We start from the raw sequence: 17,037 nt of genomic DNA on the forward strand, positions 1-17,037 counted from the left end.
TGAACGAATCCCTGCAGAATGGTTTGGTGAAGATCCTCCAAGTCAGCGAACCTCGGCGACGAACTCATGACCGGCCGTTCCATGATAGAATCCATTACTGAAAGGCGCCGCGCCGCAAAGGTCCCGCAATGACGCGCCTGCCTCTTGCCCTGGCATTGCGCCATCGAGGACAGCCCGGAACACCTGCGCCACCGCCACCATATCGGTCGCTTGCGGCATGAGCCGGAGATGCGACACGCCATCTGCCACGAGCCGCCCGGTTTCGGCCAGCAGGCAGACATAGCTCTCTGACTGGGTCTGAATGCCATTCACCCTCAGGACTGGTTTTCCGTCCACTGTACTCAATGGCATGCCTTCCGCATCAAGCTCGCAAACAAACTGGCAATTGTCCTTGGTGCGACCATGCGCACGCGCGTGATAGCACCGTGCCGACACCGCAAGCGAGGCGCGGCCGAACACTTGAACTTCAACACCAAGTCCCAGTTCACGAGCCGCCTGCGCTGCAACGCGGATGGACTGGGCAGGCATTTCAGTGGGCAGACAGACATGTCTCGCCCCCCTCCCGGCCATCCAGGTGATCGCCGCCTCATTGTAAGCGTTCATGAACGGCCCGATACGGTGTGGACGCTTGTCCCGTGCGAGCAAGCCTGCCGCATTGTTGATTTCAATTTCGTGACTTTCCAGCGCCACCAATTCCTCAGTCGCCTTGCGCTCACGCTTCAACATGACCTCTGCGAGCGAAGAGAGTATGACCTTCTTGCCGCCTCGCTCCAGGCGTTCGATCGTATCCGGCAGGTCAGGCTCGTGAAAAGGCGCGCGCTTGGAACAGACCACCTCTCCAAGATAGACCTCATCCAGCGGCGCCTCATCGGCAATGCGTGCATAGAAATCACGGCGCGTTTCGGCAGACCAGTGATAAGCGATCGGGCCGAGTGTCAGTTTCGCCATGCTGCTCACCGCCATTTCTTTGTTGCGAATGCGCCCTGGGTCTGTTTTTGACCTTCCGTCAAAGCCACGAGGTCGGTGATGTTCGCAGGCCGTCCCGCACGGATATCATCCACCGCAGCGCGGAAGGCAGATACGACACTACGCACATAACTCTTCGATCTCTGCCGGCCTTCTATCTTGAATGCATGCACGCCTGCATCGATCAATTCGGGCAGGAGCCGCGCAAGATTGAGGCTGACCGGTTCCTCGAAGGCATAATAGGCATCGGAGCGGTGTGGTACCGTATACCGACCTTTGCAGATTGTCGGGTACCCGGCCTTTTCACCGCAGCCGAAACAATCAATCGCAAATCCTGCTAGCCTGGATGACATCGTCCCATCGTCGTGGCGAACAAATTCCACATCGGAGGCCGGCGAGCAGACCCCATCCATATTTGTCGATTGTCCGGTCAGATAATTGGTGAGGCTGCACCTTCCCTCAACCATCAGGCCGTGATTTCCGAAGATGAATGTCTCGATCTCGCAGGGGATCTCTTTGCGAATGGACCGGATCTCGGGAATTGTCAGAATACGGGGAAGCACGACCCGCTTCACTCCGAAATTCTCACAATAATAGCGGATCGCCTCCGGGCTCGAAGCGGCTGCCTGCACGGAAAGATGTATTCTTATATCTGGATATGTACGTGCAATATAATCAGCCACCCCCATGTCGGCGACAATGAAAGCATCAACCCCCAACCGTGCGCCGGTATCGGCCGCAGCTCTCCACAGATCCACCTTTCCTGCCGGCGGATATGTGTTGAGTGCCAGAAGTACTTTCGAAGCTTTTGAGTGGGCATGAGCCACCGCGCCGGCCAGTTCGTCAGGCGTGAAGTTCAGGCCTGGAAAGTTTCGCGCGTTCGTGGCGTTCTGGAAGCCGCAGTAGACTGCGTCTGCGCCTGCATCCACGGCGGTGCGCAATGCTGCAGGTGTCCCTGCAGGACAGATCAGTTCACCGGGACTCATGCCTGCTGAAATCCTTCTGCTTCGCTTTTGTAAGCCCGCCTCAGCCGAGCCAGGATCGCCCGGCCCGGCGCGCCCAGAATTCCAGCTGCTTCTTCTGCGATCGACCCTTCAACATCATCGAGTGCATTTCGGAGCCGCACCACGGCTTCGGTGTCACCGGAGACTTCCAGATCGCGAGAGAAGAACGCGGCGTCACCATCCCGCTGGGAGTCCACGAGTTCAAGCAGCAGCATGAAGCGGCCCCGGATCATGGCTTGAGCATGGGGGGTGCTGTCACGCGGAACGGCCCTGAAAGCGGGAGCCTCTGGATCGGGACACAAATGGAGCGCGAACGGCAATTCGACCGGGTCGATCAGGAAAGCGCTTTTTTTGTATATCCCAAGCCGCGCGAAGACAGACGGGTGTCTGTCGCCGATCCGCCGGACAACACGCGAAAGAAGCGGTTGGACGAGCACGCACGATAAACGCGAACCCGCGCCGCGGACGATTTTCGCCCCCTTTGGATCAAGACCGGCTCTCCAGTGCATGGTCGACTCTTTCACTCTATTCCCGCTGGATCTCCACCTTCAGAAATAGTGTTTAGGACTCAAGGGCCTTGGAACGCATGACATTGATCAGGCCAGGTGCAGGTATTTTCAGACTGAGTGGGCAATTTATTTCGCATGAAGCGACTGAAGGCACATCCAGCATTCAGCTCTTGCCTGAATAATCGAAGCGCCCGGTGGTATGCCCCTGCTCCTGATCACCGCCTTCCTGATCACGGCCCGTCTTTACGCAAGTGCCGGTTTTGGCGGTGGCTCCCGGCCCAACGCATTGCTGGTCCTTGCGGCGCATTTGGCCTGCGCTCGGGCCGGGTCGGTATTGGCGGCATTATCTTCCCAGCTCCGGCTTCCTGTTTCATGCGTTGGGGGCACCGCGCCAGTTTGCGGCGGCAAGTCATCCGGTCTCTGTCGGTTCATGCACTGCCCGATCACCATTCCGGCAATGATCACATTCGAAAGAGCATCCGACTTCCCGGACCGACCAGACTGGATCAGCGCAGGCGAAACGGATCCCCAGCCAATCCTTGGAAATGACATCCTGTGGGATATGGAGGGCTGCTGTAGCTGCGCAATTGTCCATCCTCCCGCCACCTTGTTGCATCCGGATACTTGTCTCCCATACCAGACTTGCAGCGGCTCAGGTTTCGGAAGAGAGACCTCCCCCTCCCGTGCTCATACCGGCACATTGAGGCCTGAAACGACATCATGACCTACACCACGGCCCGATGCCTTCGATGAATATGCGCGGCGCAGAAACTCTATCGCACCGCCAAATGAACTCGGGAAAGTGCCCGGTCCTCCACCAGACTGACATTCGAGGGCAATCCCGCACAGAAGCGCGCGGATCGTTGCTGCAGCACTCCCGATATCGGTTTCGGAGCGAAGGGAACCATCTTCGCTCGCCTGGTTCAATAATGCAGTAATTTCGTCCAGAAAAACCTGTCTCGCCGCCACCACTGCCGTCTCGAGATCCGGCATGGACGGAAGTGGTCCGGACGCGATCCGGAAGAAAGCCCTCATCTTTTCCTGATGCGTGAGCGCATCGAGATGCAGGCGGCAATGCGCAACCAGCCGGTCGACCCCGTCGCCTACGCGCGTATGCACCGACCGGGCAAACCGGGCCCGCTCGGCGGACACATGCCTGACGGCCGCCACAAGTAGTCCCTCCTTCGAGCCAAACCGCTGATAGGTTTGCCCCCGGCTATACCCAGCACGTCTTCCGACGTCCTCACATGTCAGCGCCGTAAGTCCATTTTCCGAAATGATCCGGCAGGCCGCCGTCAGAAGCTTGCGATCTGCCGTTGCGCGCCGCTCCGCCTGGGATTTTCTGACCACATACATACCGGTCCTCTCCGAGACATCATTCCTTGTGCACAGGATGGCACCCCACCCGGAACACGCCTGGCGAAAACCACAAGTCGCCGCCAAACCGGAACAAGCCGGCAATATGAAACTCCGGCAATGGATACCGATGAGCAATCGCGCACTTGTCGCTCGCGACTCGATCCCTGTTCCTTGTACAGATTTTAAAGCTACTTCTATCTTCCCGGTTTCGCACTATGCAAAAATGACGCATCCGTCATTTTCCGTATATGGCGCCTACCCGCCAGATGGTACGCATGTCTGGACCAAGACCTGCGTGCACAGACTTGCAGGCTGGTGCTGCATAGGGAGGAAAACCAAATGAAAGTACGTCTCGTTGATGGCCCGCCAACACAGTCTCGCACGTTCGAGGATCCAGGAGAACTCGCGGACAAGCTGACCCCCGCAGATGTCGAAATCGTCCGGGAAATCTTCAACACGCCGCTGACGGGTTCCTACAATTGGGATTATGAAAGCGCGAACGTCAAAATCCGGCGGCTCTATGAGCTCGGCAAACGGTTCAACTGGAATGCTGAACTGGACGTCGACTGGGATGTGTATTTCGACAAGTCGGAAGGTCCCTCGCAAGCAGGCCTGAACCCATTCCACGATCACCCGATCTATCTCGCCATGAGCGAGGAGAAGCGCAACGAATATGCCTGGCGCTCGCTGGCACAGGTGCTGTCGCAGTTCCTGCATGGCGAACAGGGTGCAATGATGGTCGCTTCGCAGCTCGTCTCCTGCGCGCCGACCTACGACGCCAAGCTCTATGCCGCCTCGCAGACCTTCGATGAGGCGCGCCATGTGGAAGTGTTCAACAAATACCTGCGTACGCGCTGCAATGTCGAATACCCGGTAAATCCCAGCCTCAAATTGCTGCTGGACAAGATCCTGACCGACCCGCGCTGGGATCTGAAATTCATCGGCATGCAGGTTTTGATCGAGGGGCTGGCACTCGCCGCCTTCCAGACGATGTCGCAGACAACGCGCGACCCGCTGCTGCGCCAGATCCTGCATCTGGTCATGCGCGACGAGGGCCGGCATGTCGCCTTCGGGGTCAATTACCTGGAAGACTGGATCAAGGCGCTGAGCGAAGAGGAAATCGAGGAACGCGCCCAGTTCGCCTATGAGGCCTGCGCCATCATGCGCGAACGCCTGTTCTCAACCGTGGTGGAAGAGGAATTCGGTTTCGACCGCGAGGAAGCCCGCCGCCTATCCATCGATTCTTCCGGAGGGCAAGCCTTCAGGAACTTCCTCTTTGAACGGATGATCCCGAACCTGAAACGCGTTGGCCTGCTGACCGAAAGCGTGAAGCCGAAATTCGAGGCGCTCGGCGTGTTGCAGTATGAGAATGCAGCAACCGATGCGGAGATAGACTGGGCAGCCCTGGAGCGGCCCCTTGAGACAGGACAGATCGATCTTGCTGCAGCGGAATAGCCGCATCTGTCCTTCAGGAGCGCCGGTCTGCTTCCCCCCAAGAGAGGACCGGTGCTCCTCCCCATCCTGCAGGAAGCGAGCAATCGCGTTGAAAAGGGAAATTCCGAATTTTAATGAGAGAATTGCTCCGTCACGACGCAGCAGGAACTCATTCAAGTGTTGGATAAGCTTCAGGGAGACGGCCCGGCGCCTGTCGCCTGAGCGGTTTCCGCCCGCCCCATGCACGGTCTTGAAATGATGGACACTCACACACCGGCAACCACATCAGACGAGACGAGGTCACAATTTTCCGGCTTCACTTCAATATTCTGACGCTCGCATGGACAGTGTCGAGGAACCGCAACTGACCACCTTCGAGGGTATGCCGATCATGGTCCGCCGGTCTCGCCCCCGGTCCGTGAAATATGAATTTCCTGCCCGGAGCGGCGGTATTGGATCGGCAGGTAGAGTTCCAGGCTCTGGACAAATTCTTCCTGTTTGCCTGCCGGGAATGTGCCGCTGATCCGTTCCGATGCGAGGGATGCGTCGTCGATCCGAAGCTGGGTTGTGGAATAGCGGTTCATTTCGGCGATGGCTTCGGCAAGCGTTACATTGTCGAACTGGAGGAGGCCTTCGCGCCATTTGCCGGCCATTGTGGGGTCGATGGTGGAGAGGATGGGGTCAGCGCCCGGTTTCATGTCGAGCCGGTCGCCGGGCTTGAGGACGATGCCCTCCTGCAGGGTCTTTGCGGGCATCGCGCCCGCCTTCCCTTTGCTATCTTCCGTCCGGCTCGGGCTGACGCGGACCGAACCCTGGATCAAGATGACGGAAATGGTGTCCTGATCGGCACGCACGTTGAACGCCGTCCCGAGCGCACGCGTGATTGTGCCGCCCGCTTCGACCAGGAAGGGGCGGTCGGAATGTTCGACCTCGAACAGGGCTTCGCCTTCAGTGAGGTGGATCAGGCGCTCTGCTTTGGAATAGCTGACGGTGAGCGTCGTGTTCGTGTTGAGCGTGAGGACGGATCCGTCTTCCAGGGTGACGGTTTCCTGCTCGCCGATGGCGGTCGCATAGGTCAGCGGTGCGGGGCCGGGTTTGGGGGACTGGAGTGTGAGCGTAGCTGCGCCGATGATGAATGCCGCGGCTGCGGCGGCCAGGGCCAGGAGGACAGGTTTGCGGTCCCTGCCCGGGTTTTTTGTTTCGGAATTGTTCAGACTGGTCCGGTCGATGATGCCGATCGCGGATTCGATCTCGTGATAGGCCCTGGCATTGGCGGGGTCCATTTCCCATTCGAGGAAGGCCTCCCAGGTGTCGGGGCTGACGTCCGGGTCCTGCAGCTCTGTGTACCAGAGCGCGGCGGTCTCCCGCCGCCTGACCTCGTCCGTTTGGTCCGTCATCGCCTTGCTCACTGACCCTTTGCCAGAGACCGCTTTGCAGCTCCGGAGAGGTTTTCGGCGATCTCGGCAATCGCCTCTGCGATGTCCGTTTTGACGGTTGTGGGAGAGACTGACAAGCGCCGGGCGATCTCGTCATAGGTCAGGCCCTCATAGCGGTGGAGGCGAAGGGCGTCCCGCTTGCGGGGTTTCATGGCGGCGATGGTTTGCTCGGCGATGTCGAGCCGTTCCCTGTCCATGACCATTTGCTCCGGGGTTGGTGTGCGCTGGCAGGCGAGCCGGTCTCCCAGCGCGCCGATCTCTTCCGACTGCCGGGACTGCCGGATGCGGCCGGATTTGAGGTAATTGACACTGAGATTGCGCACCGTGGTGAAGAGGAGCGCGCGGAGGTCCTCTGCCGGCTTGTCGGCATAGGCGCGGCGGACGGAGACGAAGGCGTCCTGGACGAGGTCTTCGGCATCGGACGGATTGGAGATCCGGGCGCGGCAGAAACGGACGAGCTGGTCGTATTGGTGGCGAAAGATGTGGTTGAGGGGGTCTGGGTTGCGGAGGGGGATGGGATTGGGTGGGGAGGAGTCGATGGAACTTCCGGACTTGCGGAAGAGGCTGGAGGGTTCTGATTCAGACCGGAGCTGTTCTCGCCAGTCGCGATCGTTCGAAGCGGACTTCGAGGATGGTTGGATGGAGAGTGGCTGAGTCTGATCTGGCAATTTGAACATTCTCTTGTTGGGGGCGTTGCCTACCCGGCAGCCGCTCCCATGCTTCGCACCTGGCACGGGCGACCCGTGGCATTTGATTCGTTGTAGACTTTAAGTTTTTTCGATATTTCGCTGCCAACTTTAAGTGGAGTTCAATTCGCAGTCAAAACATAAAGTCCACTTTATGGTGTTTTGGTTAGCTAAAGTGAACTTGGGGCATGACCAATGCCCAAAGGGAACAGATCGCGGCGGCAATTAGGGCCGCACGTCGCTCGAAAGGCCTCACTCAAGAGGCATTGGCAGATCGCATCAACAGAACGCCGGCTAGTTTGAGCAACCTCGAACGAGCACAAGCGATTCCATCATTGGAAACGCTATTGTTGATTGCTGAAGCTCTTAGCGTCCCGGTCACAGATTTCCTGGAATTTGCTTCCATCGGACGCAAGTCACGATCCCGAATCCGCGAAGAGTCCGAAATCATCGACCTGATCCGTTCTTTGTCCGCAGAACAGCTACGAATAGCTCGAATGCAAATTGAAGCACTCAAGTCGCTGAAGAAATAATCGAGCACTCTCCGTACTGATTAGGGGAGTTTTCTTCCAGCCCGATCTAGCCGTCCAAACCATAGTCAGAGGCCTCTATTCCTGCTGTGACATCGCCTTGAGGACCCGCGCCATCTGACGGAGGGTTTCCCTGGAGCTGGCGCGGTCGATCCACATCTGGCATTCGCGGCGGGCAGTTTCGAGGGGGGTCTTTTTTGCTCTCTTCAGGTTACGGGTGCCGACGAAGAGGTCCTCGATACCGATATTCAGGACTTCGCTGATGGCGAGGACCATGGAGGCGCTGATGCGGCTCTCTCCTGTCTCGTATTTCTGGATCTGCTGTTGGCTGACGCCCAGCTGGTCGCCTAGCTCGTTCAACGTCATGTGCATGTCATTTCGGTAGCGCCGGACATTGCGTCCGACCTGCTTGTCGACCTCGGTCGGTGACCTTGAGCTTTTCCGGGGCACTGTCTGTCGCCTCTTCGTCATTCCTCCACCTCTTTTTGACACAAGTATTGCCAACAAGTTGAAAACAAGGATAGAGGCGGAATCGTCGGAAATTGGCTCCTGATCCGGCTTACGGGTGCGGAGGGTCTTTTTGGCTCGGGTCAGCAGGGCTCTCCCTTGGCATGGCTTACTTTCTCTTTTTGGTTGTTTTTGGAATCCATCTTGCAGGGAGTTCTGCAGGGGGGATGAAGCCATGTCGAACTGCCCTGTTTTGTTACAATCTGTGCTCGACCGGTACGATTATACGCGGACCTTGTCCCGGAGCCGATGGGCATGGGAGTTCCTCCGGCGCAATGAGGATTTCCTGGCAGAGGCCGCGCTTCATGGGCCGGACGAGGTATCGGTCCGGACCGCCTGCCATGGCATCACCCTGGTCCGCCCGCGCACGGACCAGATGGCGGCAGAACGCTGGGGGCTCGCCTTCTTCCCGGACCCGCGCCATGACGGATTTTCAGCCAACGCCTTCTGGTCTTCGGCGCTGTTTCCGCGGCAGGTTCAGGTCCAGGTGAGCCCGGCAGGTCCGGGCGAGGCCTGCTCGATCTACGAGAGGACGGTGAAACAGTGCGAGATCGTGCATTTGGTCGACACGGCCGGGCGGGAGCACATACTGGTCAAGGGCAACGGCCATGTGGTGCAGGTTCAGTGTACGGGCATGTCGATGCTGTCTCCTGAGCCGGTCCGGCTCGGTTTCCTGATACGGGGCACGGCGAATTTCGCCTCCCGCTGGCGCATGCTGGACGAAGCGCAGCGTGTTTACGGAGCTGGTCAGGACGAACCCGTCCCGTGGAGCCGGACAAGTCTTGCCCTGCGCAATGCGCTGGTCGCGCATGATTGCCAGATCGCGGGACTGTCCGTCCGGGAGACTGCCGAGATTATTTATGGCAAGGCGCGGGTGGATGAAGCCTGGGCAGGGCCCGGCCGGTCGATGAAGGATGAGATCCGCCGGGCACGCGCCCGTGGGCGGGACCTTGTGTCAGGCGGCTACAGGGCGCTGCTGGCCTGACATGCTTCAGAACAAGTCGCCTTGCGCCGATTTGGCGATGGGACTTTTCCGGCGGTCTTCCGGGGCCATCGACCAGGCGCCTTCATCTTCATACGGAGAAAGGCAGGCTCGAAGCTCTTCCGGACTTGCGCCGGTCTGCCCCAGCCAGACGGCGAGGTTTTCTTCCTTCAGAACGGCTGGCATGCGCTGGTCCGGATCCCCGGTGACGAATCTGGAGATCCCCCTGTTGGCCGTTGTCGTGCACATGACGAATTCGGCGATCTCTCCTTCCGGGGCCTGAACCATCCGGTAAATGACCGCGATTGCCAGGCGGGATCCGTCCTTCGGGCGGATGGTCCACTGGACGGTCCTCGTGTTCCCGGTGGGCGTGACCCGGTCCGGTCTGAACGTCGGCACCTCTTCGCCTTCATTGAAACTACTGACGACGAGGACGCCGCGGCGCGCTTCGAAATGCGGTTTCCAGAGGCGCGATGTCAGCAGCTTGTCGTCACGCGCATGAATATGGTCGGGCCAGGCACGTCCCTGCCTTTGCTTCGTGAAGCCCCATCGCATGGGCGTCACGGTCCGCTGCCCTGCCTCATCGAGGTGCATGACGGGCGCAAACCGCATGGGCGTCGCCACCTCCTCTGGCGCGTTACTCGAACGCGCCGTCAGGGGTTCGGAGAAGCTGACGACCTCTGCCCAGGTGGCCATGTATGAGAACTTGCCGCACATGACCTCAAGCGTGACCCTTTTCGGGGGATTCCTCAACTATTGCGGTGTGCTCGTGCCGTACTGGCGACCGCATCGGAGCCTCTCCCCGGCCCGCTCACGCGGGGCTGTCCAGGCGGCGAGAGCCCACAGGGTCCATGTGGCATTCGACTGGCCCGGCTCGTCTCCGGTCACCGGCCCGCCCGTTTGGGCGCGCCGGCGCTCCGGGGGCTCGCCGGCCGGGGCCGCGCCGCGCGCTTCCCACTGGCCTTGCGGCCAGAGGGGTCGCGGGCGCGTGGCATCTCTATTGTGTCAGGAGGCTTTCCTTGTCGACGCCTCAGACGGGACTTTCAGCCATTTGCCGTAAACGGTCACCTGTTGGCGTTCAAACCCGAGGGATTCGTAGAATTTGGCGGCGCGGTCGTTGCCGTCGCGTACCATGAGTTCAAGTTTCGGGGCGCCGCGCGACGCAAGCCAGAGGCCCGCTTCCTCCATCAGCTCCCGGCCTGCCCCGCGCCCCTGGTGTGCCGGATCGACCGCAAGGTAATAGACCCATCCGCGATGGCCATCATGCCCTGCCATGACGCTGCCGATCAGCTGGTCTCCGGCATATCCGACAAGGATGGTCGCTTCCCGAGCGGCAACCGCCCGGTCGATATCGGCATTCGGGTCGTTCCAGGGCCGGGTCAGCCCGCAGGCCTCCCAGAGCCCGGTTAGCGCACGCCGGTCGGCTTCGCGGAAATCTCTTACATGCATCGTCATGACGGTTCGAGACTGGAAGATTCGGCTACTGCACGACGGCGATTGTGGTCCGGCATGAAGATGCCTCGATTGCCGAGGACCAGATCCGCGCCGTCGAGCGCGTGATCCGCGGGCGCGGGTTCACCTGCGTCCCTGAAAGCGTCAACGCCATCGAAGCCTGGCTGGGCACGCTGCCGGGCGAGGCCTATGCCAATGTCCGCCAGCCGCTCCTGAACACGATCAACCTTGCCCATATGGCGCCGCTGTCTTCACTCTGGGCCGGGCCGGAGCGCAATGCGCATCTCTCCGGCCCGCCGCTCCTGATGGCGCGCTCTGCCAGTTCGACGCCATTCCGTCTGGTCACGCATCAGGGCGATGTCGGCCACATGATGGTGATCGGACCAACCGGGGCCGGCAAGTCAGTTCTCCTGTCGCTTCTGGCGCTGCAGTTCCGCCGCTATGAACAAGCCCAGGTCTTCATTTTCGACAAGGGCGCATCGGCGCGCTGCGCGACGCTCGCGCTGGGCGGCACCTGGTACGACCTTGGTCTCGACGGCGACCTCGCCTTCCAACCCTTGAGAGACGTCGCTGGCGAAGCAAGGCTCGCTGCAGCGCAGGCCTGGGTGTTGGGGCTGATCGAGCAGGAAGGTGTCACGGTGACGCCGGAGGTGAAGCAGGCTGTCTGGACGGCGCTCCAGAGCCTTGGTGCAGCACCCGTCTCCCAGCGCACGCTGACGGGTCTCGCGGCCCTCCTCCAGATGCCGGACCTCCGGCAGGCGCTCGAACCCTACACGCTGGCCGGGCCCTATGGCGCGCTGCTCGATGCCGATGAAGATAACCTCGAAACCGGCGACATGCTCTGCTTCGAAATGGACGCGCTGATGCAGGACAAATGAGCAAGACCAGTCTGAAGATCGGTCCACTGCCGGACAAGACACCGCAGAAACTGACCGTTCTGATCGAACCATCCCTCGCCGCTGAGCTTGAAGACTATGCGCGGGTTCACAGCCAGCTTCATGGCGAAGACGCTGCCGTACCCGTGCTCGTCCCTCACATGCTCGAAGCGTTTCTCGCGAGCGATAGCGGGTTCCGGAAGGCACGCCGCAGCCTCCCCGACATCTCCCGTTCCACCGGCTGATCAATTCGCCATAAGTGAAGGAACTTAAGCATGCGCCACGAGAATATCCCAATCGGGACCGGCAACCCGCTCGACGTCTTTCCGGACACACTGCGTGAACGTGTAGGTTCGCTCGCACGGCGTCTCGGCAAACCTTCCGAATATGTGCTGATCGATCTTGTCGAAAGCGCACTTGCCCGCCGGAACCAGGTCGCAAACAACCACAAAGTTTCTGAGGATGTACCGCACTGGTCGAGCCATGGAGATGACGATCTCGTGGACCCGAAGGAAGCCAGCCTCCGAATGAAGCTTTCGGTCTCAACCCTCGCGAAAATGCGGTGCAAGGGCGACGGTCCGCCTTACATCAAGCTCGGCTCGCGGTCAGTTTATTACAAAGTCCGGGATGTAGACGCCTACCTGTCTGACCGTCAGATTCAGTCGACCTCCGAGGAATAAAACAGCCTTTAACCTGCTTTTTGCGCCGGAAAAGCAGGCTACAAGCTTATTAATGGGCGGGGATCGGTTAGGTCTCGAAGACCTCATCGGCGACCTCGCTTACACTCAATTTTTGATCACTTTTCGCAGTTTGTCGATATTTTGAACATTATTCGTATTTTGTGAGTGTTTTTCGGGAAGAATACAACTAGATTAGATTTGTGTTTTGAGGGTTTTTCATCGTGCCCGACGAAAACTATGATTTTTCGCCCGATTTGAGGGTTTTTCGCGACCGGCACGTTCCCGAAGGTGTGCGGCTGTGTGGATATGCGGCCCTGATCCACGCCTTCGACCTCGATATCCCGCTCCCACGCGTGCTGAGTGGAGCAAAGCCTAGCTTTGCAGAGATGACTGCAGATGGCTGGCAGCTCTATTCTCCGCGCCATCTGCCGGATCCAGGTTTCGCCGGACATCTGACCTTCGCGCTCCGCTATGAGCCCGTGGACCTGTTGATCCTGAAAGCTCTCTTCCAGAAAACCGGGGCAGCCCCGGTCGAAGACATGGTTCGCGCCAGTCCGAACGGCCAGTATGCAAGGCGCGCCTGGTTCTTCTTTGAATGGCTGACCGGCACCACGCTCGACCTGCCTGATGCTGGCGCCGTAGGTTACACAAATGCGCTGAACCCGGACATTCAGATTGCGTGCCGTGGGACCAATTCGCAGCGCCATAAGGTCCGGAACAATTTGCCGGGGTCAGCGGACTATTGTCCGCTGGTCACACTCACACCGCCAATCAAGGCATTTCTCGAACGCGACCTTGCAGGCGAGGCGGCAGCAATTATCCGGCCAATCGGCAATGACCTTGTTGCCCGGGCGGCGGCCTTCCTGCTGCTCGCCGACTCCCGATCGTCCTTTGCCATTGAGGGCGAAAACCCGCCACAGGACCGCCTGCAGAGCTGGGGACAGGCCATCGCCCAGGCGGGACGCAATCGCCTAAGTCACGAAGAACTCTGCCGCCTGCAGAGGATCGTCATTCCAGACGCCCGCTTCATGCGAATGGGCTACCGCAACGAGGGAGGATTTGTCGGAGAACGTGATCGCCACAGCGGCTCGCCCCTGCCTGAACATATCAGCGCTCGGGCTGAAGACCTTCAGGCGCTCATGGCGGGGTTGCTCGATTTTGCAAATACAGACTCGTCCGGCCTCAATCCGGTCGTTGCAGCAGCGCTGATTGCATTTGGATTTGTCTATATCCATCCGTTCGAAGACGGTAACGGGCGCATCCATCGATACCTGATCCACCATCAACTCGCTTCCTCAGGATTCAATCCGCCCGGACTCGTCTTCCCTGTATCGAGTGCGTTTCTGTCACGCATCATCGAATATCGGGATACACTCCGCTCCCATTCAGAACGTATCCTGCCCTTCATTCGGTGGCGGGAAACAGAGACCCATAATGTCGAAGTCTTGAATGAGACGGCTGATTTCTACCGCTACTTCGACGCCACACCGCACGTCCAGTTCCTGTTCGAATGCGTCGCCCAGACGATCGAAAGGGACCTTCCGGAAGAGCTGCTGTTCCTTGAACGCTACGATCAGTTCAAGACACGCATTGAACAAAGGCTCGCTCTTCCTGATGCCCGCCTCGATCTGTTATTTCGATTTCTCAAGCAGAACAATGGCACCTTGTCCCAGCGCGCGCGAGAGAATGAGTTTGCTGCTCTGACGCCTGAGGAAGCGGTCTGGGCCGAGGCGGTCTATGCAGACGCCTTCCCTCCAGTCGCCCCTTAAGCTCGCTTGCGCGCGAACGCATAGGCAGCCTCGACTCCATCTGCCACGGGCCGTTGGGAATCGACGAGCAGGTGAGCATAACGCTCCGTGGTAGAGGCCCGCTGGTGCCCAAGATTCGCGCCAATCATCTTCAGCGACTCGCCGGCATTGATTGCGAAGGACGCATAGGCGTGACGGAAATCATGTACTCTGAAGTCCTTGATCTTCGCGCGCGCAGCGATCTTCTCCCAGGTATGGCTGATGCGCTTGATGTGATCAGAGCCACTTCTTGAAGACGGGAAAACATACTCCGCCTCCTCATCAGCTTCTTCGCTGCGGCGCGTCAGGATCTCTACGCATCGCGCCGACAGGGGCAAAGACTTGTACTTCTTTACACCGCCCGTCTTGTGGCGGAGTGGCGGAAGCTTGAGAATACGCCGCTCCAGGTCGACCTCTTTCCATTGGAGCGCCTTGATCTCGGAGGCGCGTGCAGCTGTCAGAAAAATCAGCTCCAGGCAATCAACCTGATCCTGAGTGATCTCGCCTTCCTCCAACAAGGCATCGATCGCCTTGAACATGCGTTCGGCTTCTTTCGTCGTCAGATAACGGTCCCGAGCCCCATCCTGTATCTTGTTGATCTTCAGACATGGATTGGACTCGACCAGTTCGCGCTTCACGGCCCAGCCGAGCATTGCCGACAAGGAACGCACCGCGTGCGATGCAGCCCCCCGCCCGCCACGAACCCTGCTGCCGGACCCCCTTGCCATTTCTGCTGATACGCCCGTCAGAACATCATTCTGGAACCGGGAAATATGGTGCGGTCTCAGATCACCGACTGTGATCCGTCCCAGAAGTCGTCGTGCATGGTTGTTGAGGTAGTTCTTGTCATTTGCCCAACTCGACTCCCGCTTGTCCGGTTTGTCGATCGGGCCTTGGTCAAGATAGAGATCGATGAGCTTCGAGATAGTTAGCGCGCCAATCTTCTGCTCAACGCGCTCCAGGGCTTTCTGCGCTGATGGGTCGTTTCCCTTGGCTACTTCACCCAGGATTTCCTTCGCCTTGTCTCGGGCGGTTTCAGGCGTCCACGGATCGCCATGCTTCCCTATCGTGTACCAGCGATAGCGGCCGCCGAAACCATAGCCGACGACATAAACCTTGCGCCCAGTTGGATAGACAACGAGGCAAAACCCCTTCTGCTCGCTGTCCCAGATCCGCGTGCGATTCCCGTGCTCAGCGATGGCAGAGTCCACCAGCCGCTTTGTGATGCGGTGTTCCCCAACTCTCTTCGCCACCTACCCAAATCCTCATAGGTTCTTCCAAAAATCTATGCAAAATTATGATTTGCATGCCATTTGGAAGATAAATTTTTTCAGTATCCTTATATTTTACAAAAGGATGGATCGAAATTCCAGCTAGAAAATAGCTAGAAAACGGACGGAATTCATGGGCATCAATAGGAAACTTGTCCCAACAATGGGAAGGACAGAAATGCACTTACAACTTTGTTTTTATTATATTATTATACATTTTCATCCAAGATGAACAACTTGCGAATTTGACCCCTATTAGCTTCCCAAGCTGACGACGAGGGTTCGATTCCCTTCACCCGCTCCAGGCTCCTGTCCTCCCAAAAAGGACGCGCAGCGTGGGGATACATCGCCACGCGCCCCGTCCTGATCGGACTAGCCAACAACCGGGTGGCCCCGGCCTTTCATGCAGTCGATTACGATGTCCCGGCGCTCATCACGCGTTTCGACCATCGTTGCGCCGGCACCGGCAACTGCTCCGACAATCGCGCCCGCAATGGCCCCTTCCGTGTCGTTCACGTCATCGTCTGCGATCCCGGCCAGCATGCCGAGACCTGCGCCGATCATTGCGTTGTTCCGCGTGTCACCGTTGATATAGCTGCGGTCAGTCGCAACAGCCTGGCAAGCTTCCAGGTCCGCAGCATAGGTCACATCGGTCGGACCATCGGCCACTGGTTCATAGCTCGCACCGGAACTGGCGCAGGCCGCCAGGGCAAAGCCGGAGGTGATCAGCGTGACGAGCTGAATACGTGTCATGTTTTAGTTCCCAATTTAATTGATTTTTGAAAAGAACAGCTTCGTTCCGGTACGGATCAGATCGCGCCTTCCACCAGCGTCAGGCTGGTGAAGATCATTAGAACGACCACGCCGGTCAGACCTGCGGAGACGGAATTGAGCGCGAGCGAACCTGCACGCGCAGCTGGACTGCGTGTCATTTGAACTCCTATGGACTGGACAAACACCTTCTTGCTACATATTATGTAGCGATACTTATTGCTACTTATTACGTAGCGCAAGGGGCTGAAATGCCAATGAGCGATAAAAAAGCACAACGCCCGATCATGGCCCTGCTCGACATTCTTGGTCAGAGGTGGGTATTGCGGATCATATGGGAATTGCGCGACGCCCCGCTCACATTCCGCGCCCTGCGAGAGCGCTGCGATCAGATCTCGCCGACGGTACTGAACCAGCGGCTTGCCCTGTTGCGTGAAAATGGTCTGGTGGAGCTTGGCGACGCTGGTTACCAGCCGACCCAATCCTGCAAGGACCTGGGCACCCTCCTGATGCAGCTCAGCGACTGGTCTAAAAGCTGGGACCGGACACCCGAAAAGCCCGACTAACCCCTGCCGCTCGACTCAAATGACAATGGCGCAACCCCCGATTGCGCAACACGCGCTACAGGCAGCGTAAGGTTAATTCCCGAGTCGCGCCGTTCTCGCCCGCGGCGTTTTGCATTGCACAAGAAACACTCAGCTTTGGGCAATTACGCCCGAATGCAGGCAGGACTCGGCATTTAGCACATTCACTTGGTTGTGCGCAGTTCCCGCACCCCGGCGACGCCG

The 17,037-nt window shown here is 58.8% G+C and carries 20 protein-coding genes; 8 read left to right on the top strand and 12 right to left on the bottom strand.

The window, feature by feature from the left end; translation table 11 throughout:
- Positions 1–42: 42 nt before the first annotated feature.
- The 4 genes from HY17_RS13795 to HY17_RS13810 form a co-directional block, all read right to left on the bottom strand.
- Positions 43–948 (bottom strand): U32 family peptidase, encoded by a 906-nt coding sequence (locus HY17_RS13795; RefSeq protein ID WP_233348806.1) that lies wholly within the window; start codon positions 946–948, stop codon positions 43–45.
- 5 nt (positions 949–953) lie between these two features.
- On the bottom strand, positions 954–1,952 hold the full coding sequence (locus HY17_RS13800; protein ID WP_034767452.1) for a peptidase U32 family protein: 999 nt from the start codon (positions 1,950–1,952) through the stop codon (positions 954–956).
- Positions 1,949–2,479: an SCP2 domain-containing protein gene (locus tag HY17_RS20630; RefSeq protein ID WP_051600111.1), complete on the bottom strand. Its 531-nt coding sequence runs from the start codon at positions 2,477–2,479 to the stop codon at positions 1,949–1,951. The genes HY17_RS13800 and HY17_RS20630 overlap by 4 nt, the downstream gene beginning before the upstream one ends.
- A 687-nt stretch (positions 2,480–3,166) precedes the next feature.
- Positions 3,167–3,973, bottom strand: a complete 807-nt coding sequence (locus tag HY17_RS13810; protein ID WP_139068887.1) for a TetR/AcrR family transcriptional regulator — start codon at positions 3,971–3,973, stop codon at positions 3,167–3,169.
- 204 nt (positions 3,974–4,177) lie between these two features.
- Here HY17_RS13810 and HY17_RS13815 point away from each other — a divergent pair, with 204 nt between their 5' ends.
- Positions 4,178–5,293, top strand: coding sequence for a ferritin-like domain-containing protein (locus HY17_RS13815; RefSeq protein ID WP_034767456.1), 1,116 nt, complete (start codon positions 4,178–4,180; stop codon positions 5,291–5,293).
- A gap of 368 nt (positions 5,294–5,661) precedes the next feature.
- On the opposite strand, the gene HY17_RS13820 is transcribed toward HY17_RS13815, so the two are convergent.
- Together HY17_RS13820 and HY17_RS19565 are read right to left on the bottom strand one after the other, a co-directional pair.
- A complete protein-coding gene (locus HY17_RS13820) occupies positions 5,662–6,669 on the bottom strand; it encodes a FecR domain-containing protein (protein ID WP_139068886.1) in 1,008 nt (335 codons plus the stop codon).
- Positions 6,670–6,677: 8 nt separating this feature from the next.
- Positions 6,678–7,376, bottom strand: coding sequence for an RNA polymerase sigma factor (locus HY17_RS19565; RefSeq protein ID WP_197020287.1), 699 nt, complete (start codon positions 7,374–7,376; stop codon positions 6,678–6,680).
- A gap of 206 nt (positions 7,377–7,582) precedes the next feature.
- Here HY17_RS19565 and HY17_RS13830 point away from each other — a divergent pair, with 206 nt between their 5' ends.
- Complete coding sequence (locus tag HY17_RS13830) at positions 7,583–7,927, top strand: helix-turn-helix domain-containing protein (protein ID WP_034767460.1); 345 nt, start codon at positions 7,583–7,585, stop codon at positions 7,925–7,927.
- Positions 7,928–8,002: 75 nt separating this feature from the next.
- Here the strand turns inward: HY17_RS13830 and HY17_RS20405 are convergent, their stop codons facing one another.
- Positions 8,003–8,395, bottom strand: coding sequence for a helix-turn-helix domain-containing protein (locus HY17_RS20405; protein WP_051600113.1), 393 nt, complete (start codon positions 8,393–8,395; stop codon positions 8,003–8,005).
- A 211-nt stretch (positions 8,396–8,606) separates the two neighbouring features.
- Between HY17_RS20405 and HY17_RS19575 the strand changes: the two genes are divergently transcribed.
- The gene (locus tag HY17_RS19575) at positions 8,607–9,416 is read left to right on the top strand and encodes a DNA -binding domain-containing protein (RefSeq protein ID WP_081813161.1); all 810 of its coding nucleotides are present in this window, start codon (positions 8,607–8,609) and stop codon (positions 9,414–9,416) included.
- Between the two features lie 6 nt (positions 9,417–9,422).
- Here the strand turns inward: HY17_RS19575 and HY17_RS13845 are convergent, their stop codons facing one another.
- Positions 9,423–10,130 carry an SOS response-associated peptidase family protein gene (locus HY17_RS13845; protein WP_034767464.1) on the bottom strand — a complete coding sequence of 236 codons (708 nt, stop codon included), beginning with the start codon at positions 10,128–10,130 and terminating at the stop codon, positions 9,423–9,425.
- 288 nt (positions 10,131–10,418) lie between these two features.
- Complete coding sequence (locus HY17_RS13850) at positions 10,419–10,868, bottom strand: GNAT family acetyltransferase (RefSeq protein WP_034767466.1); 450 nt, start codon at positions 10,866–10,868, stop codon at positions 10,419–10,421.
- A gap of 44 nt (positions 10,869–10,912) precedes the next feature.
- On the opposite strand from HY17_RS13850, the gene HY17_RS13855 reads away from it, so the two are divergent.
- The 4 genes from HY17_RS13855 (at position 10,913) to HY17_RS13870 (ending at position 14,189) form a co-directional block, all read left to right on the top strand.
- A complete protein-coding gene (locus tag HY17_RS13855) occupies positions 10,913–11,743 on the top strand; it encodes a hypothetical protein (protein WP_051600115.1) in 831 nt (276 codons plus the stop codon).
- Positions 11,740–11,985 carry a DUF2274 domain-containing protein gene (locus tag HY17_RS13860; RefSeq protein WP_034767469.1) on the top strand — a complete coding sequence of 82 codons (246 nt, stop codon included), beginning with the start codon at positions 11,740–11,742 and terminating at the stop codon, positions 11,983–11,985. The genes HY17_RS13855 and HY17_RS13860 overlap by 4 nt, the downstream gene beginning before the upstream one ends.
- A 30-nt stretch (positions 11,986–12,015) precedes the next feature.
- Positions 12,016–12,420: an AlpA family transcriptional regulator gene (locus HY17_RS13865; protein ID WP_034767471.1), complete on the top strand. Its 405-nt coding sequence runs from the start codon at positions 12,016–12,018 to the stop codon at positions 12,418–12,420.
- 221 nt (positions 12,421–12,641) lie between these two features.
- Positions 12,642–14,189 carry a Fic family protein gene (locus HY17_RS13870; protein ID WP_034767474.1) on the top strand — a complete coding sequence of 516 codons (1,548 nt, stop codon included), beginning with the start codon at positions 12,642–12,644 and terminating at the stop codon, positions 14,187–14,189.
- Here the strand turns inward: HY17_RS13870 and HY17_RS13875 are convergent.
- From HY17_RS13875 to HY17_RS20635, 3 genes are all read right to left on the bottom strand, one after another.
- A complete protein-coding gene (locus tag HY17_RS13875; protein WP_034767476.1) occupies positions 14,186–15,460 on the bottom strand; it encodes a site-specific integrase in 1,275 nt (424 codons plus the stop codon). The genes HY17_RS13870 and HY17_RS13875 overlap by 4 nt on opposite strands.
- A 390-nt stretch (positions 15,461–15,850) precedes the next feature.
- Positions 15,851–16,231 carry a glycine zipper family protein gene (locus HY17_RS13880; protein ID WP_034767478.1) on the bottom strand — a complete coding sequence of 127 codons (381 nt, stop codon included), beginning with the start codon at positions 16,229–16,231 and terminating at the stop codon, positions 15,851–15,853.
- A 56-nt stretch (positions 16,232–16,287) separates the two neighbouring features.
- Entirely contained in the window at positions 16,288–16,410 is a 123-nt protein-coding gene (locus tag HY17_RS20635; RefSeq protein ID WP_255342771.1) for a hypothetical protein, read from the bottom strand.
- 96 nt (positions 16,411–16,506) lie between these two features.
- Here HY17_RS20635 and HY17_RS13885 point away from each other — a divergent pair, with 96 nt between their 5' ends.
- On the top strand, positions 16,507–16,815 hold the full coding sequence (locus HY17_RS13885; protein WP_081813166.1) for a helix-turn-helix domain-containing protein: 309 nt from the start codon (positions 16,507–16,509) through the stop codon (positions 16,813–16,815).
- Positions 16,816–17,037: the final 222 nt, after the last annotated feature.

Source organism: Hyphomonas sp. CY54-11-8 (assembly GCF_000682735.1).
Lineage (GTDB): Bacteria > Pseudomonadota > Alphaproteobacteria > Caulobacterales > Hyphomonadaceae > Hyphomonas.